Raw genomic sequence first — 23,804 nt, 5'->3', positions numbered from 1 at the left:
CACACGTCCCGGCCAGACGGCGGGTTCACGGACGTCCCTATCCTCTCAGTCCGTCGAGCGTGACGTCCACGATCTCGTGCAGCGCCGGTCGCCCGGCGCCGCCGGCTGCCTGTACGGCAAGACCCTGGATCACGGTCGAGAGGAACCTCGCTACCTTCGCAGGCTCGCCCCTGACGCTGTCGTCCCCCTCGGACCTGCCTCGTGCCAGCCGTTCCTCGAGAACCGGCTCTATGGCGGCGCGGCGACTGGCGAGGTCGCTTCTAACGCCCTCGGCCTTGTCGCTGCAGGTGAGGGCTCCCTGCACGAAGAGGCAGCCGCTCGGGCGGGACGGGTCGGTGTCAGCGTCCGCCGTACCGCGCAGGAGGGTCTCGACCGCCTCGAAGGCCGTGGGCCGCTCCAGCGCCGTCGCGACGATCGTCGCTCCACGCCTGGCGTAGAGCGCTACGACCTCGTCGAAGAGCTCCTTCTTGCTCCCGAACGCGGCGTAGAAGCTCGGCGGCCTGATGCCCATGGCCTCGATCAGCTCGCCGAAGGCCGCGCCCTCGTAACCTTTCGCCATGAAAATCGGCAGCACCGCCGACACTGCTTCGTCGCGATCGAAGGATCTCGGTCGTCCCATCGCCATGTAGGCCTCCGCTTTTCTGTAGCCGAGGCTACATAAGCCTCTTGACAGGTTACGTCCACCCTCATATCTGTAGTCGGACCTACACAAGTCGAAAGGAAGCAGCATGACTCTCCCCCTCGCAGGCAAGACAGCCCTCGTCACCGGCGGCTCGCGCGGTATCGGCGCCGCCATCGTCGAGCGGCTCGCCCGTGACGGCGCGGACGTCGCCTTCAGCTATTCGAACTCGAGGGAGCGCGCCGACCAGATCGTCGCGAAGGTCGAAGCGCTCGGCCGCCGTGCGCTGGCGGTGCGCGCCGACCAGGCGATGCCCGCCGAGGTGACCGCCCTGGTGAAGAAGGTGCACGAGACGTTCGGCCGCCTCGACATCCTGGTGAACTCGGCCGGCGTGTTCGTGACCGGGCATGTCGCCGACGAGGCGGCGGACATCGCCGCATTCGACCGTCAGATCGACATCAACGTCAAGGGCGTGGTGACCGCAGTGCGTGCCGCCGCCCCGCTTCTCAGCGATGGCGGACGCATCGTCTCAATCGGCACGACCGGCGCCGACCGCATCGCCTTCCCGGGCGTCGGCGACTACATCGCCACCAAGGCGGCGGTGCAGGCCTACACGCGCGGCTGGTCGCGCGACCTGGGCGGCCGCAACATCACGGTGAACGTGGTGCAGCCCGGCGCGATCAACACCGAGATGAATCCCGAGGATGCCGGCCACGCGGACGCGCTGCGCGCCCTGACGTCGCTCGGCCGCTACGGGCAGCCCGAGGACATCGCGGCCGCGGTCGCCTTCCTCGTCGGACCGGACGCCGGCTACGTCACTGGCGCCACGCTCAACGTCGACGGCGGCCAGATCGCCTGATCCGGTCCGGGTCCCTGCCGCCTCGGCGGTCTTCAGAAAGGTATGGTAAGATGGCGACGGTCATTCGCATCAGGGAACACGGCGGTCCTGACGTTCTCCGCGTCGAGGAGCAGGTGGTCGGCAGTCCCGGCACCGGCACGGTGCGGCTGAAACAGGAGGCGATCGGCATCAACGCCGTGGACGCCCTCGTGCGCAGGGGGGCGTATCCGATGGGGCTGCCCGCCATCCCCGGGTTCGAGGCCGCGGGGACCGTCGAGGAGGTGGGCGCAAACGTGTCCAGCTTCTCGCCGGGTGACCGTGTCGCCTACTTCTTCGCCGAAGGCGGCTACGCCACGCAGAGCATCGTCGACGCGGCCTCGCTCGTGCGCCTGCCCGACGACATCACCACCGAGGTCGCCGGCACCTTCTTGGCCAAAGGGCTCACGGCATGGATGGGTTTGCGCGCCCTTCACCAGGTCACGGACGAGGATCACGTCTTGGTCCTGGGAGCCTCGGGAAGCGTGGGCTCGATCATCTCGCGATGGGCGCGCGCTCTCGGCGCGAACGTCATCGGCGTCGCCGGCTCGGCCGGCAAGCTCGACAGGGTGCGTGCCGGCGCCACTCACGGCGTCCTCGCTTCCGATCCGGACGCGCTGCGACAGATCAGGGACTACGCGCCGGACGGTGTCGACGTGGTCTACGACTTCGTCGGCAACGCCACCTTCGATCTCGCGTCCGGAAGCGTCAGGGACGGAGGGATCATCGCCGCGATCGGGCAGGCGTCAGGCGGTTCCGCCGCGTCGGCCGAGCTGTCGCGCAGGGGCGTCCAGATCCGCGGCGGCGGCATGCCGCAGTTCGTGCGCGGCCAGACCGTCCCGATCGCCACCGGCGAGCTCTGGGCCGCGTACCGGGCGGGTACGTTCGATGATCTCGAGGTCTCGCGATATCCGCTGGTCGAGATCGCCCGCGCCCACGCGGATCTGGCTGCCCGCCGGCTCGCCGGCATTCCCGTCGCCATTGCGTGACGCAGGTCGTGGCGGCGCTGCGACGCCGTCCCGGAAGGGAAGGAGCACGGACATGCGTCCGCTACTGATCACCGCGTCGCTGGCCCTCGCGACATTCGGCGTCCCGTCCGCCCGCGCGCAGGCGCCCGACCCGCCCACCGAGGCGTCGCCTGTCGCCGAGCTACCGGCTTTACGCACCACTATGCACGGGTGAACGGCGTCAGGCTGCACTACGTGTCTGGCGGCTCCGGTCCGATGGTCCTGTTCGTGCACGGCTGGCCATACAGCTGGTACGAGTGGAAGGACGTCATGCCGGCCTTTGCTAACGCCGGATACCGCGCCATCGCGATCGACATGCCGGGCTACGGCGACACCGACTGGCCGGAGAAGGGCTACGAGAAGAGGGCGATCGCCGAGGACATCCACCAGCTGCTGGATCAGCTCGGCGTGAGGCGTCTCGACCTCGTCGGCACAGACATCGGGGCGATGGTGTCGTACGCCTACGCAGCCGCATACCCGCAGAGCCTGCGCCGACTGGTGCTGTCGGAGTCGCTGCTGCCCGGCTTCGGGCTCGAGCGCAGCATGGATCCCGACGTGGCCGGCTTCTGGCACTTCGGCTTTCATCGTCAGTGGTCGACTGCTAGCGAGCTCATCTACCTGAACACGATCGCCTGGACATACGGCTCCGGCAATGCGGGGGTCACCGACGCCGACAAGGCGGTCTACATGCGTACCTTCGGAGCGCCGGGCGGCATGAAGGCGAGCTTCGGCGTCTACAGCACGCTCTACGACGACGGACGCTACAACCGGGAGCAGTTTCGACGCGACGGGCCGCTGCGCATGCCCGTACTTGTCCTCAACGGCGATCGCGGCATCCCGCAGGATCTTCTCCTGCCCGGCGTCAGGCAGGTCGCCGCGAACGTGACGGCAGGGTACATCAGGGACAGCGGGCACGCGATTTCGGAGAACCAGCCAGCCGAGACCGCATCGGCGATCCTGAGGTTCATAGGATCGCCGCCGCGGCGCTGACCGGGTCGCCTCGAACGGTCGGAGGCGTCACCATACCGGCGGATTAACTTCCCAGACCGTCGTAGGATGGAGGCTGCAGGGCGAGCGGAGCAGTCCAGGTCCACACCTTAGGGAGCAGGAAATGGACGACGTTGCGATCGCGCGCCGCACGAAAGGAAAGACACGCAGAGGCGCGCTCGGCATGGTGCTTCCGCGGTACGCGGCGGCGGCCGTTCCGGGTGTTCTCTCCTCGGCAAACGCCGATGCCGAGTCCTCCCCTGCTTACGGTGACGCGATCGTACCTTTCCGGGTGAGCGTACCGGCAGCGGCGGTGGCGGACCTGAAGGATCGGCTGCGATCGACGCGGCTCCCCGACCGCGGCACGACCGAGGGGTGGACGCAGGGAGTACCGATCGAGAGTGCGCGGCGGCTTATCGACCGCTGGTCGTACGGCTACGACTGGTACGATTTTGAGCGGCGCCTGAACGCGCTTCCTCAGTTCCGCACGACCATAGACGGGGTGGGCATCCACTTCATCCACGTGCGATCGCGCCACGTCGACGCGCTGCCGATCATCCTGACGCATGGCTGGCCGGGCTCGATCGTCGAGTTCATGAAGGTCGTCGGCCCACTGACCGATCCCACTGCCCACGGCGGAAGGCCGGAGGACGCCTTCCACGTCGTCGTTCCCTCGATGCCGGGGTTCGGCTGGTCGGACAAGCCGCGCACGACCGGCTGGAACGTCGATCGGACCGCGCGTGCATGGGGCGTGCTGATGAAGCGCCTCGGGTACCGGCGCTGGGTGGCACAAGGCGGAGACTGGGGATCCGGCGTGACGCATGCGCTTGGGCGCGAGAGGCCCGAGGGACTTGTCGCTGCTCACGTGAACTGGCCCTTCGTCTTCCCGGCCACGCCCCCGGAGCAGCCGACGGACGAGGAGAAGGCGGCCTTCGCGGCGGCCGGACGCTTCGTCGCCGACCAGTCCGGCTACTATCGGCAGCAGGCCACGCGGCCGCAGACGATAGCGTACGGTCTCGCCGACTCGCCGATCGGACAAGCCACGTGGATCTACGAGAAGTTCCAGGCCTGGACGGACAATGGAGGCTCGGCGGAGGACGCATTGTCGCTCGACGAGATGCTCGACAACATATCGCTCTACTGGTTCACCGACACGGCGGCGTCCTCGGCGCGCATCTACTGGGAGAACGCGACCCACACCTACGACGCCGGTCGTATCGAGCTGCCGATGGCGGCGACGGTCTTCCCGCACGAGATCTTTCGCGCGCCGAGGAAGTGGGCGGAGCAGCACTGGCCCAACCTGTTTTACTGGAACGAGGTCGATCGCGGCGGTCACTTCGCCGCGTTCGAGCAGCCGCAGCTCTTCACTCAGGAGATGCGTCGGGCGTTCGGTTCCGTGAGAGTTTCGACCTGATCTCGCGAAGAGTGCCGGTTCGCACGCGTCATACGGACGTATGCCAGGTCCACCTGCGCGGGCGATTACGCTCCTGCCACCCACCTGAGAACATCTCGGGGCGGGGCATGGTGCTCCGGAGCGGTGTCGGAGTGCAAGTCGTGGGTCCAGTGGAAATGAACCGTCGGTCTCTCATCTCGATGGCCGCAGCTGGCGCGGCGCTCGCCGCGCCCAGCGCGGCGCATGCAGCGGCGGCGGTCGGAGGCGGTGAGAGGTCCCAGCCTCCGTCGCCGCAGAACGCGGTGTGGAACCACGATCAGGTCGCGCTGCTCATCATCGACTATCAGCCGGAGATGTTGGCGGCGATCCGGTCGGAGACGCCGGCCGACATGATCCAGCTCAACACCATCTACATGCTGCGGATCGCCAAGGCGCTGAACATCCCGATCGTGCTCAGCTCGGTAGGCGTGGAACTCGGCGTGAACTCGCCCACGGCACCCGCCATCGCTGCCGAACTTCCGGGCGTGAAAGCGATCGACCGCGGCACCATGGACGCCTGGGAACACCCCGGCTTTTTGGCCGCAGTGAAGGCGACAGGCCGAAAGCGCCTGATCTTCGCCGCTCTCTTCACCGAGGTGTGCCTAGCCTTTCCGGCGGTCGACGCGATGAAAGAAGGATACGAGGTCATGTTCGTCGAGGACATGGTCGGTGGCCAGTCGCCGGTGTCTCACAAGGCCGCGATCTCGCGCATCACGCAGGCGGGCGCACTACCCAACTCGGTCCTCGGCCTCAGCGCCGAGCTGTTCCGCGACTGGGGATCGCTCGAGGCCCAGAAGGCCAAGCCGATCATCATTTGGTATCTGAACGAGCTGAAGAAGCTGCACCTGCGTTGACAGCTCCAGCTCCACCGCACCGTCCGTTCGCCTTCGCCGCGATGCGGCGCGGTGATGCCGGTGTGTCCGGGCTTTTTGCCAAGTCGCCAGGGAGCCCCGCAGCCCGGCAGCTTCCAGCAAAGGGCGCATAGACGTGTCGGACGCGAGGATTGCTTTTCCGCGCGACGAGCCCGGGCCGCTCAGTCATTCCGTCTTCCGCGCGCTCTGGATCGCAGGCGTGGCGTCGAACGTGGGCACGTGGATGCAAGATGCCGGTTCGGGCTGGCTCATGACCTCGCTCACGTCCAGCCCGCTTCTGGTGGCGCTTATACAGGTCGCGACGACGATGCCGATCTTCCTGTTCGCGCTCCCGGCGGGAGCGCTGGCGGACATCGTGGACCGGCGCAGGCTTCTCATCGCCTCCCAGATCCTGGCCGTGGGCGCGGCTGCATCGCTGGCACTCGTCACCGCGTTGGGACTGACGGGGGCTCTGTCGCTTCTCTGTGCGGCGTCGGTACTGGGGCTTGCGGCAGGTCTCAGCGGCCCTGCCTTCCAGGCCATCACGCCGGAGCTGGTGCCCGCCTCCGTCCTGCCCCGCGCGATCGCCCTCAACAGCGTGGGCGTGAACATCTCGCGTGCGGTCGGGCCGGCGCTCGGCGGACTGACCATCGCCGCGTTCGGTCCAGCCGCCGTGTTCGCCGCCAACGCGGTGCTCACGGCAAGCGTGGCCGTGGTCCTCTTCCGGTGGAGACGGGAAGCCGGCCGCTCCGCACTGCCTCCCGAGCGGTTCTCAGGAGCGGTCGTTGCGGGGCTACGCTACGCTCGAAGCGCGCCACTGCTCAGGGCGGTCCTCATCCGCACCTTCGCGACCTTCCTGTTCTCGAGCGCCCTCCTCGCGCTGCTTCCCTTGGTTGGGCGGATTAGCCTTGGCCTAGACGCGAGCCGGTACGGCCTCCTGCTCGGGGCCATGGGGCTGGGAGCCCTGCTCGTCGCCCTGACTCTCAGACGACGACTGGCCGCTGCAGCTCCCGACACGCTATTAGGGGTGGGCAGCATCGTTCTCGGCCTTGCCATGATGGGCGTCGCCCATTCGCGCGGGCTCGCGTTGGCCTGCTGCGCGATGGCGCTCGCCGGCGGAGCCTGGATCGTCATACTGACCACATTGAACGGGGCGGCGCAGAACGCGACCGCAGGCTGGGTCCGGGCGCGCTCGCTGGCCGTCTACCTAGTCTTCTTTCAGGGCGCGATGGCGCTCGGCGCACTTCTCTGGGGCTCCGTCGCATCGCATCTCGGCGTAGCCACGGCCATCACGATCGCAGCCGTGGGTCTCGTCACCACGATCCCGCTCCGCTTCACGCTGCCGATCTCTGAACATCCCGACCTGACTCCGGCGGCGGACTGGCATATGCCGCCCGTGAGAATCGACGCCGCGGCTGAACGTGGCCCGGTGATGATCACCATTGAATACATCATCGATCCTGCCAGGCTTTCTGAGTTCTGGGTGGCAGCGCGGCACCTGGAGCTGGCGCGACGCCGCGACGGTGCCTTCGAGTGGGGCGTGTTCGAGGACACGACTGCACCCGGAACGGTCGTGGAGATGTTCCTGGTGGCGAGCTGGACGGAGCACCTGCGACAGCACGAGCGGCGAACCCGCGACGACGTTCCGGTGCAGTCTGCGGTCATGGGCTTCCACGTCGGCGCCGAACCGCCGATCTTGCGCCACTTCGTGGCGCCGAGGTCCACGTAGACCGTGTCGGGTCCGCCTCCCCGATCAGGAACTCCGCCGGGACGTGCTCAGCCATCTGCCAGGCGGCGTGCCGACCATCTTCGAGAACGTCCGGGTGAAGTGGCTCTGGTCGGCGAAGCCCGCTCTCACGGCGACTTCGGCGATGGCGTGCTCGTCCGCGCGCAGGAGTCTCTTGGCGAGCTCGATCCTGCGGTCGAGCCTCCATGCGCTGGTTGTCCTGCCGGTCGCCTGCTTGAACGCGCGGGTGAAGGCGCTCGGCGAAAGATCGCATCGCCCGGCGATCTCCGCCAGGCTGACCGGATGTTCCAGGCTCTGCACGATCGCCTCCTGAGCGCGCCCGAGCTGGGCAGCGGACATGACAGGCCTCGCTGCCAGCTCGACGGAGCGCATGCCGCCGTACCGGACGGCAAGATGCGTCGCGAGGGCAAGAAGTAGATGGTCGTAGGTCAGATCGTCGACCTGTGCTTTGGGGGCTATCGACGCGGCTATGCTTCGGACAAGCCCGTCAACGAGCCCGTCGCGCCACTCCCAGGCCTTCGGAACCCGCAGGTTCTCGGGGATGGGTCCACCCGCGCGTTCCACGAGCGAGGAAAGGGCATGGCGAGGTATCGTGACGTTCATCGAAGCGAACGACGCGGGCAGGCGGGCGTTGCCGCCTGCCGCAAGGTCCAGGATCTGCATCGATCCGGCGGGCAGGTGCGGCAACTCGACGCGACCCTCGTCCGACCAGAACCGGTGCCGCTCCATCGGCGCCATCATGTAGACGAGCGAGAACCCGTCCTGAACGGGGATGCGCACGTCCGAGGGACCGTCTGTCGCTCCTCGCGAATGGCTGGCGACGATCCGGTCGAGGCCAAGCAGGCCGGAAGCCCTTTCGTCGCGGCTGAGGCCGGGCGTCGGAGCGCCCTTCCGTCGCCAGGGCGAGGGCACCTCGCCCTGTCTCGCCTGATCCTTGAGCTCACCTCTTCCCGACATGTTGACCCATGCACCCTGCCGAATGACTCACCATCGCCGATCCTGCGTTGCAGATCCATGGTATCGAAGGTTGGACTTCGTTAGTTCTGGCCACGAGACGCATGGAACCGCCTTCGGGGTCATCGGAGCGAAATCAGGATCTATCGATGCCGCTCAAACCGGAACTCGACGTGTTCGCCCGGCTGCCGCGTCGTCTCTCGACTGACATGTCCGGCTCGTCACTGACGGTCAGCCACACGTCGTCGGCACACTTCGATCCCGATGCGGTCCTGGGGGCCGCTTCCGAGGACGGCTTCGCTCTCGTGTATCGACTGTCGGACATGGCCGAGCACGACTTCTGGAACGACGACGGCTTCACCCGCGTGCCGCCGACGGCGCGCGGCACCCTCCAGATCGTCGACCTCCGCGGCGGTGCGAGAAGCAGGTTCGAGAGCACCTTCGACAATCTGCACGTCAGCATACCGCGAAGCGCACTAGCCGTCCTCGCCGACCAGATCGGCAGATCGCCGGCGCGATCGCTTGCCGTCCCTGAGCCGTGGGAGACCCGCGACCCGATCTTCGAGGCTCTCAGCGTCAGCCTGCTCCGCGCATTCGATGAGCCGGACCTGCTGGATCCGCTTGTGGCGGACCATCTGCTGCTCGCGCTGCTCGCGCATGTCGCCTCGACGTATGGCGGCATGGGAAGCCCGGCGGCGAGCATGCGCGGCTCTCTTGCTCCTTCTCAGGTCGAGCGAATCAAGGACCTGCTCTCGGCCGATCCGTTCGCCACCCCCGCCATCGCCGACGTCGCGCGGACGGTCGACATGTCTCCCAGCCATCTTTCGAGAGCGTTCAGGGCGGCGACCGGCCTCAGCCCGAGTGCCTGGCTGCAGCAGCATCGCATCCAGCGGGCGAAGGACATGCTTCGCGGCTCGAGCCTGCCTCTCGTCGATGTCGCGATCCGCAGTGGCTTCGCCGATCAGAGCCACTTCACGAGAACCTTCAGCCGCCTGGCAGGTACGTCGCCAGGAGCCTGGCGGCGTGCGCATCGGCGGAGCTAGACGACCATCGTGTGACGGCGCGTGCCGGGCCTGCACCTCTTAGCCAGGGAAGAGGCAAGCGCCACCGCGATGGGCGTCCGATACAAGAACTAAGGCCGCGCATCTGCAAAACCAGACAAAACGTCGCAAGGCCGATCAAGGCGGGAGTGGCGAAACGCGGTAAGCTCCTCCTTGTTCCGTGCAAAACCGAAGTGGCCTCAATGTTCCCGCGCCGTTCATCGTCTGACTGGAGGCCGTCATGGTGACTGCCGATGTGGCCGTCCGCAACCGGCTGCTTGCTACGCATCTCGACCAGCCGGAAGGGCCGGTGGCTCTCGTAAACGGCGACCTGCTGCTCGTCGAGATGGGCGAAGAGAGCGCCTGCGTCACGCGGCTGTCCCCGAAAGGGCGGACGATCGTGGCACGGCCGGGCGGAAGGCCGACCGGGCTCGCCATCGATGGGGATGGCTGGATCTGGGTAGCGGGCGGCGCAAACAACTCGCTGGTGCGCCTGTCACCCGAGGGGCGCACGACGCTCGTCGTGGAAGGGCATCGCGGCGAGCCGTTCCTGTTCCCGAACGATCTCGCGTTCGGGCCGGACGGCATGCTCTACATGACGGACTCCGGCATGAAGCCCAAGGATCTGATCCGCGGATTGACGATTCGATCCGACTTCTCGACCGCCAGCTACGACGGACGGGTCTTCCAGATCGACCCGCGCAGCGGCGAGGTGACGGCGCAGCTCGCCGAAGGCATCCGCTTCGCCAACGGCATCGCATTCGGACCTGACGACGCCCTCTACTACGCCGAGACGCTCACCGGCGTGATCCACCGGCAGGAGATCGGACGGCAGGCGACGCCCTTCGTGGAGCTGGACCGTCTGGGGCCGACCGACAGGTTCTGCGGACCCGACGGAATGGCGTTCTCGGCGTCGGGACGCCTCTACTGCGCCGTTTACGGCGAGCGACGGGTCGCCGTCGTAGACGAGCGCGGCTTCAACCTGCCGTCGATCCCGATTAACGGCGACAGGCCCACGAACGTCGCCTTCGTGTGCGGAGGAACCGACCTGCTCGTCACCGAAGTCGAGCACGGGACAGTCGAGGTCGTGCAGGCAGCCGAGCACGGCGCCGCTCTGTGGCAGCCGGAGGTGGACTCGTGATCCCGTACGAAGGCTCCGATTGCGCTGGGTCGGCGAGCCGAGACGAAAGCGGAGATGACCGGATGGATGGACGCCAGGTCCGCACCGATGTTTCCCGGACGTCAGCACTCGTCGAAGCGCCTCATGGCGTCAGCCGCCTAGACGACGAGAGCGTGCAGCTGACGGCGAACGCGGTGCCGGCGCTGATCTCCTTCTTCGACGCCGAGCACGTCTGCCGCTACGCCAACGATCATCATCTGACATGGTACGGACGCTCGCCCGAGAGCCTCGTCGGCGTCCACATGCGCGACTTCCTCGGCACCGAGGCCTATCTGGAGCGCATGCCGTTCCTGCGGCGGGTGGCCGAGGGACAGCAGGTCTCGTTCGAGGCCAAGGTCCCGCATCGTCTCGGCGGCTGGCGGGAAGCGGCGATCCGCTACGTGCCCAGGATGGGGCCGGAGGGCTTCGAGGGCTTCCACACGCTCGTCTTCGACCTGTCGCGCGAGCAGCACCGCTTCCACAGCGTGTTCGACGGCACTGCGGTCGCCTTCTGGGAGGTGGATCTCAGCGACATGCGGGCTATGCTGTCGGGGCTGTCGACCGAGCCGAAACAGCTGGCGCAGCTCGCGTCCACGGACCTCTCGATCGTGCGGCGGGCGCTCGACCTCACGCCGGTGCTGGATCTCAACGCCAAGGCAGGAGGCATGTTCGGCGTCGACCGCTCTTCCGCGATAGGAAGACCGCTGGGCGACTGGGTGCCGGATGCAGGTCTCGCCGCATGGAACCGCAACCTCATCGCGTACCTGAGCGGAGCCGAGAGCTTCGAGGCAGAGACAGTCATGCGCCGGCAGGACGGGAGCCTCATCGACGTCATGCTCAGCTGCGCCTTCCCAAAGCAGCCCGAAGAGCAGGTTATCGTCATCGTCGGCATCGTCGACATCAGCGCCAGGATCAGCAAGGAACAGGAGCTCGCTCGCGTCCAGGCTCATCTTGCGCATGCGGCCAGGGTCGCCACCCTTGGCGAACTCATGGCCTCCATAGCGCACGAGGTGAACCAGCCGTTGGCCGCCGTACTCGCCAACGGCAACGCCGCGGTGAGATGGCTTCGCCGGAACGAGCCTGACATCGCGGAGGCGCTTGCGGCGCTGTCCCGAATGATCAGCGAAGGCGCGCGTGCGTCCGAGGTCATCGCGCGCACGCGCCGAATGGCGACGAAGAGCGAGGAGACCCGAGCCCCTCTCTCGATCGAGGAAATGATCGACGACGCCGTGGACATCACGCGGCGGCAGGTCTCCTCTCTCGGCGCCTCGCTGGGCGTCCACTACGATCCGGATCTGCCGGAGATCGTCGGCGACCGGATCCAGCTGCAGCAGGTCGTCATCAACCTCATTGTCAACGCGGCGCAGGCGATGGCGGGGCAGGAGGGCCGGCGCAGCATCCACGTTCGCGTCACGCGCTCCATCGGCTGGCTGGTCGTGGACGTGTCGGACAGTGGTCCGGGACTCTCGGCCGACATGTGCGAGCGTGTCTTCGACGCCTTCTTCTCGACCAAGGCGGACGGCATGGGGATGGGGCTTTCGATCTCGAAGTCGATCGTGCGTGCGCACGGAGGGACAATCACCGTCCGTTCCGTTCCGGGCGACGGTACGCGCTTCAGGATCGAGCTTCCCGCCGGGCAGGGCGTCGACGATCCCGCCCGCCGCCCGGCTTGCGATCTTCGAACTGCTTGATCGGCTGCCGGAGTGCGCCTCCCGCGTGGAGGATCGTCAGAGGCGGCCAACCAGCTCCAGACATGAGGAAAAAGACATGCTTGCATTCGTTCTAGTCGTGGCGCTCGGCGCCGCGAACACGTCGTCATCCGGTTCGGCGCCGGGACGCAGCGGCGTCGGGAAGGCGGCCGACGCGCGCGAAAAGGTGATCTGCAGGGCTTCACCGAGACTGGTTCGCTGGTGAAGGGGTACCGCATCTGCAGGGCGAAGGCCGAGTGGGAGGCCGAACGCGCCACGACGCGGGCCAACATGACGGGTGGCGGCAACTCCTGTGGCGATCTGACCCGGTGCGGCAACTGAACCTGAAAGGGTAGCTGGCGAGAGGAGGCGGTGGCTGTGTCCCGTGGTCACCTGCTCGCGGATCCAGTCGCGTACGACAACATGGAAGACGGTAAGAACATGAAGAGGCTGACGATCACGGTGCTGCTGGTACTGGCCGGCTGCACGAAGCAGCAGGATGCACGGTCGGACCGCGAAGCCGATGCACGTCCTGCACCCGCCGCCGCGATGACGAAGGTGAAGGCGCACGATCCGGACGTGCGCGGAAAGCCGGAGGACGCTTCTGCCTACGTCGGGCGATGGAAAGGGGTTGAGGGCATGTATCTCCTGGTCTCGCGCCGGTCCGACGGCGTCGAGCTCGAGATGCAGTGGGATCTCGACAACAGGGGAACCTACCGCGGCATCGTGACGCCGGAGGGCATCGACTTCGAGCGGGGCGGCAAGACGCTGCGGCTCGTGCACGAGAGCGGCGCAGCGACCGAGCTGACCGGCCTTGCAGGCAAGAAGGACTGCCTCGTGGTGAAGGCCGGAGAGGGATACTGCCGCGACTAAGCCGGTCAGTCACGGCACCTCCGTCGCTCTCAACAGTTCTCGCGGAGACTTGCGGCCATCCCCTCGTATAGTGGCAGGTGGAAGCGAGTCAGGCCAGGAAGGTCAGGACCGGTGACCCGCCGGCGTCATTCTTGGAGCGCCGGTCATGCGGATCGAACCAATCTTGCAGCGGCAGGAGCGGGCTGGCGCCTGCCGGTATCCTCGCCGCCGACCGCCGCTCGCTCCGATCACGAAACAAACGGCGCAGGAGATCAGCGTCACGCTCGACCTGGCGACCAGTCATCTCATGCTTCTCTGGTGTGCCGTAGGCGACGACGAGACTGCCGCAGGGCACATCGCGCACGCGCTGGTCGGAGCTGATGCCGGCAGGCGTCTCGCGGCCTCGCTGATCGAGGGTCCGGATTGCCTCCGCCGCGGCGGCGAAGTGGTTGCCAGATCAGCGAACACGAGCGACGGACGTGGGATTGTCGAGTCCACAGGCCGAGAGTCTTCCGAGCTCAGCGGAACTGACCGGGCTGACCGCGGCCCAAGCGACATGTCGGCCGTTCGTGGAGGCTGCTGACATGGAGCAGATGCTCGCTCCGGCCGCTACGGCCGATCCCTCCGACCCGTACCTGCGATCGGATCAGACCTTCCCGCACCTGACGGCTGATCAGGTCGCCAGGATCGGCGGCTACGGAGCGGAGGAGGACGTGCCCGACTGTACCGTCCTCGCGTCGCCGGGCCAGCGCGGCGTGGACTTCATGGTCGTTTTGGAGGGCACGATCGGCATCTTCGGAGCGGAGCTTGCCGGCGAGGGAGCCCTGATCGTCCTTCACGACCGGTGGCAGTTCACGGGCGAGCTGGACCTGCTGAACGATCGCTCTATCCTCGTGAGCGCCCGCGCGATCGGTCCGACGCGCGTCGTCCGTCTCTCGAGATCGGCGTTCAAGCAGATGCTCGTCGGCGAGCCCGACGTCGCGGAGGTCGTCGTTCGCGCCTTCATCCTGCGGCGCGTGGGCGTGATCGCCCACCAGCAGAGCGGCCTGACGATCGTAGGCGCACCTGGCGACGGCGACACCCTGCGCATCCAGCGCTTCCTCACCAGAAACGGATATCCGGTCCGCGTGATCGATCCGGACACGTTCTCCGAGATCGCGGAGGCGACCGGCGGCGGCCCGATGGCTGGCGAGCTGCCGCTCGTGCTACGGCCCGGGCAGCCAGCTCTCGTCAATCCTGGCAACCGCGATCTGGCGGACGCGATCGGCCTCACCGAACGGCTGGAGCCCGACCACGTCCACGACGTGATCATCGTAGGCGCCGGACCCGGCGGGCTGGCAGCAGCCGTGTACGCCGCCTCTGAAGGTCTCGACACGCTCGTCATCGAAGGAATGGCGCCTGGGGGTCAGGCGGGCACCAGCAGCCACATCGAGAACTATCTCGGCTTCCCGACCGGCATCTCTGGACGTGCGCTCGCGGGGCGCGCGCACGTCCAGGCACAGAAGTTCGGCGCGCGGCTGGCCATCTCGCGGGAGGCGACGAGGCTTGACTGCACGGGCGCGGTCTACCGCATCGAGCTCGACGACGGCCGGGTCGTGCAGACGCGGTCGGTGGTTGTGGCGACGGGCGCCCGGTACCGGCGGCTCGAGGCCTCGGACTACGACCGCTTCGAGGGACGAGGTATCCACTATGCGGCCACCGCGATGGAGGCGGCGCTATGCCGTGACGAGGAGATCGTCGTCGTCGGGGGCGGGAACTCGGCCGGGCAGGCCGCCGTATTCCTCTCGCGCTACGCGTCCAGGGTCCACATGCTGGTACGCGGTCCCGATCTATCCGCGACCATGTCGGACTACCTGGTGCAGCGCATCCGCTCGTCCCATCGCATCGCCCTTCGGGTACATACCGAGGTGTCCGCCCTCGAAGGAGAGGGGCACCTGGCACGCGTCTCGTGGCGCGATCGCGGCACGGGCGAGCGCGGCACCGTCGCCGCGTCCAATCTCTTCGTCATGGTCGGCGCCGACCCGAACACCGCGTGGCTGGAGGGATGCGTGGATCTCGACGAGCGCGGCTTCGTGCATGCCGGCATGAGGACGACCGCCGCCGGAGCCAGCCCGTTCCTGACGTCCCTGAACGGCGTGTACGCCGTCGGCGACGTGCGCGCCGGATCGATCAAGCGGGTAGCCTCGTCGGTCGGCGAGGGATCCGTGGTGGTCTCCGCCATCCATCAGTACATCGCCTCCCTGCAGGAGAACCCGTGATGCCAGAATGCCGCCATGTTCCTTCCATCGTGACCGTGACGCCAAGCGCCAAGGGTTGCGAGGAGTGCCTGAAGACGGGGTCGTGGTGGCTTCATCTCAGGATCTGCCGGACGTGCGGGCACGTGGGCTGCTGCGACCAGTCGCCCAACAAGCATGCCACGGCACATTACCATGCGACGGCACATCCCATCATCGAGGGCTACGATCCGCCCGAGGGCTGGGGCTACTGCTACGTCGACGACGTCTTCCTCGACCTGGGAGACGATATCACGCCCCAGGACGGGCCGATCCCCCGCTTCTTTTAATGCGGACTTGAGCGCCAACCTCTGCGGCATGCAATCGTGCGTTCGCTGCGGAAGCTGCGCCATGCTAAGCGCTGTCCACGTGCACCGGGCAGCCGTCGCAATCGTGCCGCACGGTGGCGGGAGGATCGGCTGGATCAACCCCGGGTATAATATCGATTGCGTGGAAAGCTGTGCGAGAGGGGAGGGATGGGGTCGGCCCGGACCGACCGGATCTCAGGGGCGCCGAGCTTGACCGATCACCCGCTTGTATCGATCGTCGACGACGACGAGGGGATGCGTTCGTCCCTCGACGGATTGATGAGGAGCATGGGCTACCGTGTCGCGGTCTTCGAGAGCGCCGAGCGCTTCCTCGCGTCGGACGAGGCGCGCCACAGCCAGGTCATCGTCAGCGACGTGCAGATGCCCGGCGGCATGACGGGCATCGAACTGCTGTCGCAGGTGCGAAACTGGCCCAACGGCGTTCCCGTGATCCTCATATCCGCCTTCACCGCCGCGGAATCGAGGCTCGAGGCAGAGCATGCAGGCGCCTACTGCACCCTGCGCAAGCCCTTCAACGGCGACGATCTCGCGACGTGCGTGGAGCGTGCTCTCTCGCGCTGACTGCGCGCTCGTGCGGAGCGCGACTGACGGCTATCCGGATCGCCCTTGTGCTCTGCCAGATCCTGATCCGCCGCCGCGTCGTGCTCGGTCGGGCGCGCACGTGAGCCTGTGCGTCTGGCGTATCGTACGTCCGGCCCGACGGTCCGCTCCGTCGACCCGCGTCGAATCGGGCTCCGGCGAGGGGCACCCTATATCGACGTATGATCCTTTGTGCCCCGCGGACGATGTCGGCCTGCCGGCGGCAACGACAAAATTAGCGGCATCAGCAGCAGAGAGGATGCCTGTCGTGCCCCGCAATGGACTTTCGTCGCTTCTTCGTCCGGAGGACTCGGTTCTCGTCCTCATCGACCACCAGCCCTATCAGCTGGCCAAGATCGCGCTGGCTGCGGGCAGCCCTCCGGACATGTCAGAGGAACGGCTTGGCCATTTCCTCGCTACCGCCGCGGCGTATGGCTATTGGAACGGTGGCCCTGATGAGCAGGCGCTCCTCTGAATGCCAACGACCCACGGCCTCAAGTCGTAGGTCTGCGTCACGTGTCAGATTTGTGGGCATCGGTCTGATCGCGCGCGCTTGGCAACCGGCCGTGACGGACGCGGCTTAGCGAGGCTCCTTGCTTAACGCTTGTCTGCAATGGCAGGTTAGCGGTCGTTCGGCTCGGAATGGACGCCACAGAGGATCGACTGCCAACTGCGTCCGGACAGGTATCTTTGCCGCAGTAGTTGCGCCCCGAGAAGGACGAGTATCGCCATGACGACTGGATTGAAACCGAGGAAATAGCTCGCTGCGGCAGCAACTGCAGCAAGTGGTACGAAAGCAGCAAGCCAACGTAACCAACCGTGCCGAGCTTTCGTCCGCCCGACTCCAACCTGCTCTCGATCCGTCATCTAAACTCCGTCGCCCCGCACGCTATTCGTGGCGCTGAATCTCCGCAAGTGGCAGGAAAGCGGACGCTCACTCGACGTCGCTGTTCTCCCATACCAACCGGGCAGTATGTGGCTCGTAGCAGTAGGTCGGCTCTCCGCCCACGTCGTATGCGATGGCAGTGAACTTCACGCAGGACAGCGAAGGCGTATCCACCACTTGAATTTGATACCCCGACACTGCCTTTGCGACAATCCCACCGTTTCTTGGCGTCCATCGACGAATTGCGTCTTGCACCATGGGGGAGCCCCCGAACCGCTTGCGAGATTGATCGATCGCCGCCTGCGCGGTAGTGTGCGGCTGTTCCATTGTAACGCGATACTGCCTCATTAGCGCGAAGGCGTATCCGGCTGCCGCACAAGCCGCACCTCCCACGATTAGGCCAACGACACGGCTTGTGAGACGTAACTGCGGCATAAGCGGCATCGTGCAACCGACATCGAATGTTCGCAATTGGGCGTAAGCGGCCGTTCGCGGCGGCAGGTCTCGTCGAAAGGAGGTACACGTGATGGGCGCAGCTTCAAGGGGATCGGTGATGTCATGCGTGAGAGTTACTTGCGGTAAAGGCTGTGACTTTCGCGACAGTCGGACGGCTTTCCACGAGCGCAAGCGTCCCCAAGAACTCCTGTTGCTGATCAGCGGTACGCCATCCCTCGTTAGACAGTCGAGGCGCCCCGCGTCCATCACGCCAGGCATCATGTCGTACATCGAGCACCGCTCGCCCAGGATCGTCTTCGCAGGTTCGCCGCGGAGCGACCTACCGCTGAACTGCTCCTTCCTGGGTTGGAGCGCCCAAGGTGGCCGGGACCACCCAAGCCGACGCGTGCCGTCCTTCTCACGCGAATAGCTGATGGAGACCCCTGTCCGCAGGTTGTCGATCTTCACAAGCTGGAAGCCGTCCCCCTCCTCCTCGACGTACCGCCAGTTGCCGCTCCTGCGATACAGCGCGCTGTTTTGATCGTCTCCCTCGAGCTTGACCTCATAATCTTTCCGGTGATCAGACCCGGCCGTCTCCCGCATCAACGACGCCGTGTCGAGCGCCTCAAGCGGCGGTCGGACGTCCTCCGCCGTCACCACCGACTCGCGAAGACGCTCGGTTATGATGGTGTCGATGTTGGCCTGCTTGCGCCAGAGTTCGACACCTGCGGCGGTCGAGCAGCCCGACTGCACGAAGGTTTGCTGCTAGCTGGTAGGCCGGACTGCCTCCCACACTCGACACTTGCGGCCCAGATGCGTCTCGACCTTTCCGGTCTCGTGTCGCAGCTCGCTCAGCGGTGGCGCCGAGAGGGGATCGTCCATCGCCTGAACCCCGAGCAGCCGTCCATCGAGAGAGCGCACAGTCTCGAACACGAAGGGCTGGCCCGGACGGGTATACTGCTGCCGCAGCAGTGCGACCTGCGCGCTGCCTTCGCGAGTGCGCTGGTCGATCCTGATCACGCCATCTCTGATGTGGTGGGTCTCGGTCGCGACAGCGCCGGAGCGCGGGGGTGGTCGTCCGTTGTCCACGATCTGGCCAGCCCAGCTCGGACCTGCAGCCGCCACAGGCAGCAAGATCGCGATCGTCGCGCTGAGCCTTCGATGCCTCAATGAGAGCTCCTTTGCGATACTTCACGTGAAGCCGCGTACCGGCCCTGATCGGCCGGAATAACGGCTATCGATGAAGCGGGTGGCTTCGTCGATAGCCGTCGATGTCTCGCTTTTGCTGCTCGCCGCGCAGATCGACTATGCATTGGAGTGCGTCAACGACCCGAGGCGCAGCTCGAGATGGCGTCGCAGCGTGTCACGGCCGCTTCTGCAGCGTGTTCGCCCGAAAGGATCGGAAGAGCAGATCGAGCCTTGCGTCTCAGTTGGCGCTCGCCGCCGCGAGATCCCGGCGCGACGGCTCGGGTGCCGTCTGCCAGCCGCCCCCGAGGGCCTTGAAGAGGCTGATCTGGGCGTTGGCGACTGCAAGCTGGGACTGCGCCAGCTGCGCCCGCGCGTCGGCGCGGTCGCGTTCCGCCTGGATCAGCAAGAGGAAGCTCTCGGCCCCGTAGTCGAAGCGCAGCTTGGATAGGCGCGCCGCCTTCTCGCTCGAGTCCTCCGCTCGCGTCAGGACGGACGTGCGCTCGAGCGCGCCGGAGTAGCGAGCCAGCGCCTGCTCCGTCTCGCGCAGCGCGCCAAGGACGACGCCGTCGAAGCGGGCGAGCGACGCGTCGGCGCCAGCCCGCGCCTGCCTCACACGGGCGCGGGCCACCGTCTGGTTCGGAAAATTCCAGGAGATGAGGGGCCCGAGCGAGAACGAGAATCCTGACTTCTTGACGGCATTTCCGGGGGTCGTGCCTCCGAAGCCTAGGCTGCCGAGAAGTCGGATCGACGGGTAGAGGTCCGCTGTGGCGACGCCGATCCGGGCCGTGTTCGCAGCGAGCGTGCGCTCCGCCGCGCGGACGTCAGGACGGCGACCGAGCAGCGCCGCGCCGTCGCCGGACGGGAGGGGCTGTTGAAGGACCGGGGTGCGTGCGCAGCCGGCCGCCGCCTCGTCGATCTCGCCCGGAGTGCGTCCGGTAAGCGTCGCCAGCGCGTAGAGAGAGGCGCGCCGCTCGGCCTCGAACGTCGGGATCGTGGCCTCGACCTGTGCGAGCAGCACGTCCGCGCGGTCGACGTCCCGCTCCGTCCCGCGGCCACGCTGGAAGAGCGTACGGGTGAGGTCGAGCGTCTGCCTCTGAAGACGCGCCGAGTCGACGGCGACGTCACGCTGCGACGCGTTGCCGCACGCGAGCACGTAGGCGCGGGCGGTTTCGGCTGCCACGGACACGCGGACCGTATCCACCTGCGCCGCCGCCGCCTCGGTGTCGCCGCGTGCGGCCTCGATCGCGCGAGAGATGCCGCCGAACAGATCCACCTCGTACGAGGCGTCGAACCCGAACGAGTAGAAGTCGGTCTCGAACGCTCGTCCGCCGGTCGCTGCACCGGCACCCGCCGTCGCGACGTTGGCGCCCGGAGCCACCCGGTTGTAGGTGCCCGACGCTCCGACCGTGGCCTCCGGCAGTCGGGCTCCTTTCTGCTCCGAAAGCACCGCGCGCGCGAGCGCGAGGTTGGCGGCGGCGGTGCGCACGTCGGTATTGTGCGCCAGAGCGTCGGTTACGAGCCGATCCAGGTTCGCGTCCTGGTAGAGTTCCCACCACCTGTCCGGGAGAGGGGCGCCGGTCACGGCCGTCGTCCTGCCCAGCTCGACGAACGCGCCGGATGCCTGCGGCGGTGCGCCGGAGGGAAGCGGATTCCTGTAGTCGGGCCCGACGACGCAGCCGGCGAGCAGGAAGCCTGGGAGCAGCGCTAGCTTCTTCATGATGCGTTCGCCTCGGAGCTTTCAATTGCGGGGGTGGCCGTAGCGCGCCGGCGACTTAAGCGGGTGGCGATCCAGTCGCCTCCCTTGCGGCTGATGACGTAGAAGCTCGGCGTGAAGAGCAGACCGAAGGTGGTCACTCCGATCATGCCGAAGAACACGGCCACGCCGAGAGCGCGGCGCATCTCGGCGCCGGGACCGGTGCCGATCACCAGCGGCAGCACGCCGAGGATGAAGGCGATCGAGGTCATGACGATGGGTCGGAGGCGCTGCTCGGCCGCATGCTTGGCGGCCTCGTGCATCTCCATCCCGGCGTCCTCGTTCTGCTTGGAGAACTCGACGATGAGGATCGCGTTCTTCGCCGCCAGACCGATCAGCACGATCAATCCGATCTGCGTCAGGATGTTGTTGTCCATTCCCATGACGTTGATGCCGAGGATCGCCGCCAGGAGGCACATCGGCACGATCAGAACGACCGCGAAGGGTAGGACGACGCTCTCGTAGTTCGCTGCCAGCAGCAGGAAGACGAAGAGGACCGCGAGACCGAAGGCGATGATACCCGTGTTGCCGGCCTGCTGCTGCTGATACGCCAGCTCGGTCCACTCGAAGCTCATGCCCTTGGGCAGGTAGGCTTCTGCCAGGCGGGTCATCGTCTGAAGCGACTGTCCGCTCGAGAAGCCGGGCGCCGTGTCCCCCTGCAGTTCCGCCGACGGGTAAAGGTTGTAACGCACAACGCGATATGGCCCGCTGTCGTTCTTGAGCGTCAGCACCGCGTCGAGCGGGACCATCGCGCCGGAGGCGGAGCGGGTCTTGAGCCGTCCCACGTCTGATACGCTGTCACGGTAGGGGGCGTCTGCCTGTGCGGTCACCCGGAAGGTGCGACCGAGCAGGTTGAAGTCGTTGATGTAGGTCGACCCGAGATAGGTGCCCATCGTCGAGAAGACGTTCTCGACAGGCACGCCCAGCTGCTCCGCCCGTTCCCGATCCACGTCGGCGTACAGTCGCGGTGTGCCGGTGTTGAAGATGGTGAAGGTGCTCGCGAGCCCCTCGGTCCTGTTCGCCTGCGCCATCATGTTGAAGGTCGCGGCCTGCAGCGCCTGATAGCCCAGACCCGTCCTGTCCTCGATCATCATCTTCCAGCCACCGCCGGTACCGATGCCGCGCACGGGCGGCGGCGGGATCAGCAGAACGTTGCCGCCGCGGATCGCTGCCAGCTTCTGCCGGATCTCGGCGGCGACAGAGTTCGCGTCGGGACGCTCGCCGATCTTCCGGAGCGTGATGAACATCGTGGCGCCGTTCGGGGCGTTGGTGAGCGTGGCGCCGTCCAGGCCCGCGAAGGCCACTGTGTGCTCCGTGGCGGGATTGGCGAGGGCGATGCGGTTGACCTCTCCCATCACCTCGCTCGTGCGCTGCAGCGACGCCCCAGGCGGCAGCTGGATCGCGGCGATGAGGTAGCTCTGGTCCTGGCTTGGGATGAAGCCTGTGGGAGTCTCCGAGAAGCGCCAGCCCGCGAGACCGATGAGGCCGGCATAGACGATGCCGACGACCGCCAGGCTGCGGACCGCTCGGGCGGTGAACCGCCCGAAGCGACGCGCGAGCCGGTCGAAGCCCTGGTTGAAGCCGCGAGCGAAGCGTCCCGGCAGGCCTGCGACACCGGTCCTGGCGCCCCCTACGTTCTTGGGCTTCAGGATGATGGCAGCAAGCGCCGGCGAGAGGGTGAGCGAGACGATGGCCGACAGCACGGCCGCAGCCACGATCGTCAGTGCGAACTGCTGGTAGAACGCGCCCGAGATGCCCGGGATGAAGGACGTTGGGATGAACACGCCGCTGAGGACCAGCGCGATCGCGATGAGCGCTCCGCCGACCTCGTCCATAGTCTCGTGTGCCGCCTGACGCGGGGTCAGGCCTTTCTCCTCCATGAGGCGCTCGACGTTCTCCACGACGACGATCGCGTCGTCTACGACGATGCCAACCGCCAGGATGAGTCCGAAGAGCGAAAGGTTGTTGAGGCTGAAGCCGAACAGGGCCATCAGCGCGAGCGATCCGATCAGCGAGACGGGCACTGCCACCAGAGGGATGATCGCCGCGCGCCAGCTCTGCAGGAAGAGAATAACGACGAACGCCACGAGGAGGATCGCCTCGAAAAGCGTGTGATAGACCTCCTCGATCGACGCCGAGATGTACTCCGTGGGATTGTAGGGGATCGTGTAGGTCATTCCCGGCGGGAAGGTCTTTGCGATGTCGGCTATCTCGGCGCGGACGGCGTCGGCGGTCGTGAGCGCGTTGGAGCCGGGCAGCTGTGTGACCGCGAGCGCGATCATCGGCTTGCCGTCGAGCGCGGCGTTGATGCCGTACTCGCGTGCGCCGAGCTCGAGGCGGGCCACGTCGCGCAGCCGGGTGAGCCTGCCCTCGGCATCGCGCTTGACGATGATGTCGCCGAACTCCTGCGGCGACGAAAGGCGACCCTTCGTCTGGATGCCCAGCTGGAAGGCGGTGCCACCCTGGTTGAAGGGCGGCTGACCCACCGAGCCGACGGCCACCTGGGCGTTCTGCCCGCGAATGGCCGTGACGATCTCGTCCACCGTCAGGTTGCGGGAGGACGCGCGGTCCGGATCGATCCAGACGCGCATGTTGAACTCGCGGGCGCCGAATGCTCGGACGCCGCCGACGCCTTCGATGCGCTTCAGGCGATCGATGACCTGCGTGGTGGCGTAGTTGGAGACGTACTGCTGGCTCAGGCTGTTGTCTGGGGACGTCAGCGCGATGGCCATGAGGATGTCGGGCGAGTCCTTCTGGACGGTTACGCCGATCTGGCGGACCTGCTCGGGAAGCCGCGGCTCCGCGGTGGACACGCGGTTCTGGACGAGCACCTGCGCCTGATCGACGCTGACGCCCTGCTTGAACGTGATCGTGATCGCGAGATTGCCGTCGCCGGTGGACGATGACGACATGTAGATCATGCCCTCCACGCCGTTGATCGACTCCTCGAGCGGAGCTGCCACGGTCTCGGCGAGCGTCTCCGCGGTGGAGCCTGGATAGCTGGCGTTCACCACGACGGTCGGCGGCGCGATCTCAGGATACTGCGCCACGGGCAGGCTGGGATAGGCGACCAGGCCGAAGACCATGATGAGGATGGAAAGGACCGCCGCGAAGATCGGGCGCTCGATGAAGAAGTGCGGAAACTTCATGG

At 66.7% G+C, this 23,804-nt stretch carries 21 protein-coding genes; 14 read left to right on the top strand and 7 right to left on the bottom strand.

The genetic code is table 11. The features are described 5' to 3' along the window. Nucleotides 1–37: 37 nt before the first annotated feature. Complete coding sequence (locus ACMGDM_RS17160) at nt 38–730, bottom strand: TetR/AcrR family transcriptional regulator (protein ID WP_436805346.1); 693 nt, start codon at nt 728–730, stop codon at nt 38–40. Here ACMGDM_RS17160 and ACMGDM_RS17155 point away from each other — a divergent pair. The 6 genes from ACMGDM_RS17155 to ACMGDM_RS17130 all read left to right on the top strand — a co-directional run bounded on the left by ACMGDM_RS17155 (nt 729) and on the right by ACMGDM_RS17130 (nt 7,499). Then, nucleotides 729–1,478, top strand: a complete 750-nt coding sequence (locus ACMGDM_RS17155) for an SDR family oxidoreductase (RefSeq protein WP_436805345.1) — start codon at nt 729–731, stop codon at nt 1,476–1,478. The genes ACMGDM_RS17160 and ACMGDM_RS17155 overlap by 2 nt on opposite strands. A 50-nt stretch (nt 1,479–1,528) precedes the next feature. Continuing rightward, on the top strand, nt 1,529–2,482 hold the full coding sequence (locus ACMGDM_RS17150; protein ID WP_436805344.1) for an alcohol dehydrogenase catalytic domain-containing protein: 954 nt from the start codon (nt 1,529–1,531) through the stop codon (nt 2,480–2,482). Between the two features lie 234 nt (nt 2,483–2,716). After that, nucleotides 2,717–3,490: an alpha/beta fold hydrolase gene (locus ACMGDM_RS17145; RefSeq protein ID WP_436805343.1), complete on the top strand. Its 774-nt coding sequence runs from the start codon at nt 2,717–2,719 to the stop codon at nt 3,488–3,490. Nucleotides 3,491–3,671: 181 nt separating this feature from the next. Next, complete coding sequence (locus ACMGDM_RS17140) at nt 3,672–4,901, top strand: epoxide hydrolase family protein (RefSeq protein ID WP_436805342.1); 1,230 nt, start codon at nt 3,672–3,674, stop codon at nt 4,899–4,901. Between the two features lie 179 nt (nt 4,902–5,080). Next, nucleotides 5,081–5,773, top strand: a complete 693-nt coding sequence (locus tag ACMGDM_RS17135; RefSeq protein WP_436805341.1) for an isochorismatase family protein — start codon at nt 5,081–5,083, stop codon at nt 5,771–5,773. A 133-nt stretch (nt 5,774–5,906) separates the two neighbouring features. Beyond that, nucleotides 5,907–7,499 carry an MFS transporter gene (locus tag ACMGDM_RS17130; protein WP_436805340.1) on the top strand — a complete coding sequence of 531 codons (1,593 nt, stop codon included), beginning with the start codon at nt 5,907–5,909 and terminating at the stop codon, nt 7,497–7,499. A 24-nt stretch (nt 7,500–7,523) separates the two neighbouring features. Here the strand turns inward: ACMGDM_RS17130 and ACMGDM_RS17125 are convergent, their stop codons facing one another. Then, entirely contained in the window at nt 7,524–8,474 is a 951-nt protein-coding gene (locus ACMGDM_RS17125) for a helix-turn-helix domain-containing protein (RefSeq protein ID WP_436805339.1), read from the bottom strand. Between the two features lie 146 nt (nt 8,475–8,620). On the opposite strand from ACMGDM_RS17125, the gene ACMGDM_RS17120 reads away from it, so the two are divergent. The 4 genes from ACMGDM_RS17120 to ACMGDM_RS17105 all read left to right on the top strand — a co-directional run bounded on the left by ACMGDM_RS17120 (nt 8,621) and on the right by ACMGDM_RS17105 (nt 13,231). Further along, on the top strand, nt 8,621–9,514 hold the full coding sequence (locus ACMGDM_RS17120) for a helix-turn-helix transcriptional regulator (RefSeq protein WP_436805338.1): 894 nt from the start codon (nt 8,621–8,623) through the stop codon (nt 9,512–9,514). A gap of 238 nt (nt 9,515–9,752) precedes the next feature. After that, nucleotides 9,753–10,652: an SMP-30/gluconolactonase/LRE family protein gene (locus ACMGDM_RS17115; RefSeq protein ID WP_436805337.1), complete on the top strand. Its 900-nt coding sequence runs from the start codon at nt 9,753–9,755 to the stop codon at nt 10,650–10,652. Beyond that, nucleotides 10,649–12,361: an ATP-binding protein gene (locus tag ACMGDM_RS17110; protein WP_436805336.1), complete on the top strand. Its 1,713-nt coding sequence runs from the start codon at nt 10,649–10,651 to the stop codon at nt 12,359–12,361. The genes ACMGDM_RS17115 and ACMGDM_RS17110 overlap by 4 nt, the downstream gene beginning before the upstream one ends. 375 nt (nt 12,362–12,736) lie before the next feature. Next, a complete protein-coding gene (locus tag ACMGDM_RS17105; RefSeq protein WP_436805335.1) occupies nt 12,737–13,231 on the top strand; it encodes a hypothetical protein in 495 nt (164 codons plus the stop codon). Nucleotides 13,232–13,319: 88 nt separating this feature from the next. Here the strand turns inward: ACMGDM_RS17105 and ACMGDM_RS17100 are convergent, their stop codons facing one another. Beyond that, on the bottom strand, nt 13,320–13,574 hold the full coding sequence (locus tag ACMGDM_RS17100) for a hypothetical protein (protein ID WP_436805334.1): 255 nt from the start codon (nt 13,572–13,574) through the stop codon (nt 13,320–13,322). Nucleotides 13,575–13,794: 220 nt separating this feature from the next. Between ACMGDM_RS17100 and ACMGDM_RS17095 the strand changes: the two genes are divergently transcribed. The 4 genes from ACMGDM_RS17095 to ACMGDM_RS17080 all read left to right on the top strand — a co-directional run bounded on the left by ACMGDM_RS17095 (nt 13,795) and on the right by ACMGDM_RS17080 (nt 16,866). Beyond that, complete coding sequence (locus ACMGDM_RS17095) at nt 13,795–15,468, top strand: FAD-dependent oxidoreductase (protein ID WP_436805333.1); 1,674 nt, start codon at nt 13,795–13,797, stop codon at nt 15,466–15,468. After that, nucleotides 15,468–15,773, top strand: a complete 306-nt coding sequence (locus ACMGDM_RS17090) for a UBP-type zinc finger domain-containing protein (RefSeq protein WP_436805332.1) — start codon at nt 15,468–15,470, stop codon at nt 15,771–15,773. Before ACMGDM_RS17095 ends, ACMGDM_RS17090 begins: the two co-directional genes overlap by 1 nt. Nucleotides 15,774–16,001: 228 nt before the next feature. Then, on the top strand, nt 16,002–16,373 hold the full coding sequence (locus ACMGDM_RS17085; RefSeq protein ID WP_436805331.1) for a response regulator transcription factor: 372 nt from the start codon (nt 16,002–16,004) through the stop codon (nt 16,371–16,373). A gap of 286 nt (nt 16,374–16,659) precedes the next feature. After that, nucleotides 16,660–16,866, top strand: coding sequence for a hypothetical protein (locus ACMGDM_RS17080; RefSeq protein ID WP_436805330.1), 207 nt, complete (start codon nt 16,660–16,662; stop codon nt 16,864–16,866). A gap of 459 nt (nt 16,867–17,325) precedes the next feature. On the opposite strand, the gene ACMGDM_RS17075 is transcribed toward ACMGDM_RS17080, so the two are convergent. From ACMGDM_RS17075 to ACMGDM_RS17060, 4 genes are all read right to left on the bottom strand, one after another. Further along, a complete protein-coding gene (locus tag ACMGDM_RS17075) occupies nt 17,326–18,465 on the bottom strand; it encodes a hypothetical protein (RefSeq protein ID WP_436805329.1) in 1,140 nt (379 codons plus the stop codon). 12 nt (nt 18,466–18,477) lie between these two features. Beyond that, a complete protein-coding gene (locus tag ACMGDM_RS17070) occupies nt 18,478–18,732 on the bottom strand; it encodes a hypothetical protein (protein ID WP_436805328.1) in 255 nt (84 codons plus the stop codon). A gap of 406 nt (nt 18,733–19,138) precedes the next feature. Continuing rightward, nucleotides 19,139–20,617 carry an efflux transporter outer membrane subunit gene (locus ACMGDM_RS17065; protein ID WP_436805327.1) on the bottom strand — a complete coding sequence of 493 codons (1,479 nt, stop codon included), beginning with the start codon at nt 20,615–20,617 and terminating at the stop codon, nt 19,139–19,141. Beyond that, nucleotides 20,614–23,802, bottom strand: coding sequence for an efflux RND transporter permease subunit (locus ACMGDM_RS17060; protein WP_436805326.1), 3,189 nt, complete (start codon nt 23,800–23,802; stop codon nt 20,614–20,616). The genes ACMGDM_RS17065 and ACMGDM_RS17060 overlap by 4 nt, the downstream gene beginning before the upstream one ends. Nucleotides 23,803–23,804: the final 2 nt, after the last annotated feature.

The sequence above is a fragment of the Sphingomonas larreae genome, from assembly GCF_051400595.1.
In the GTDB taxonomy this organism is placed as follows: Bacteria; Pseudomonadota; Alphaproteobacteria; order Sphingomonadales; family Sphingomonadaceae; genus Sphingomonas.
Note: the sequence above shows the minus strand (reverse complement) of the source record. Positions and strands in the feature narration are given on the sequence as shown.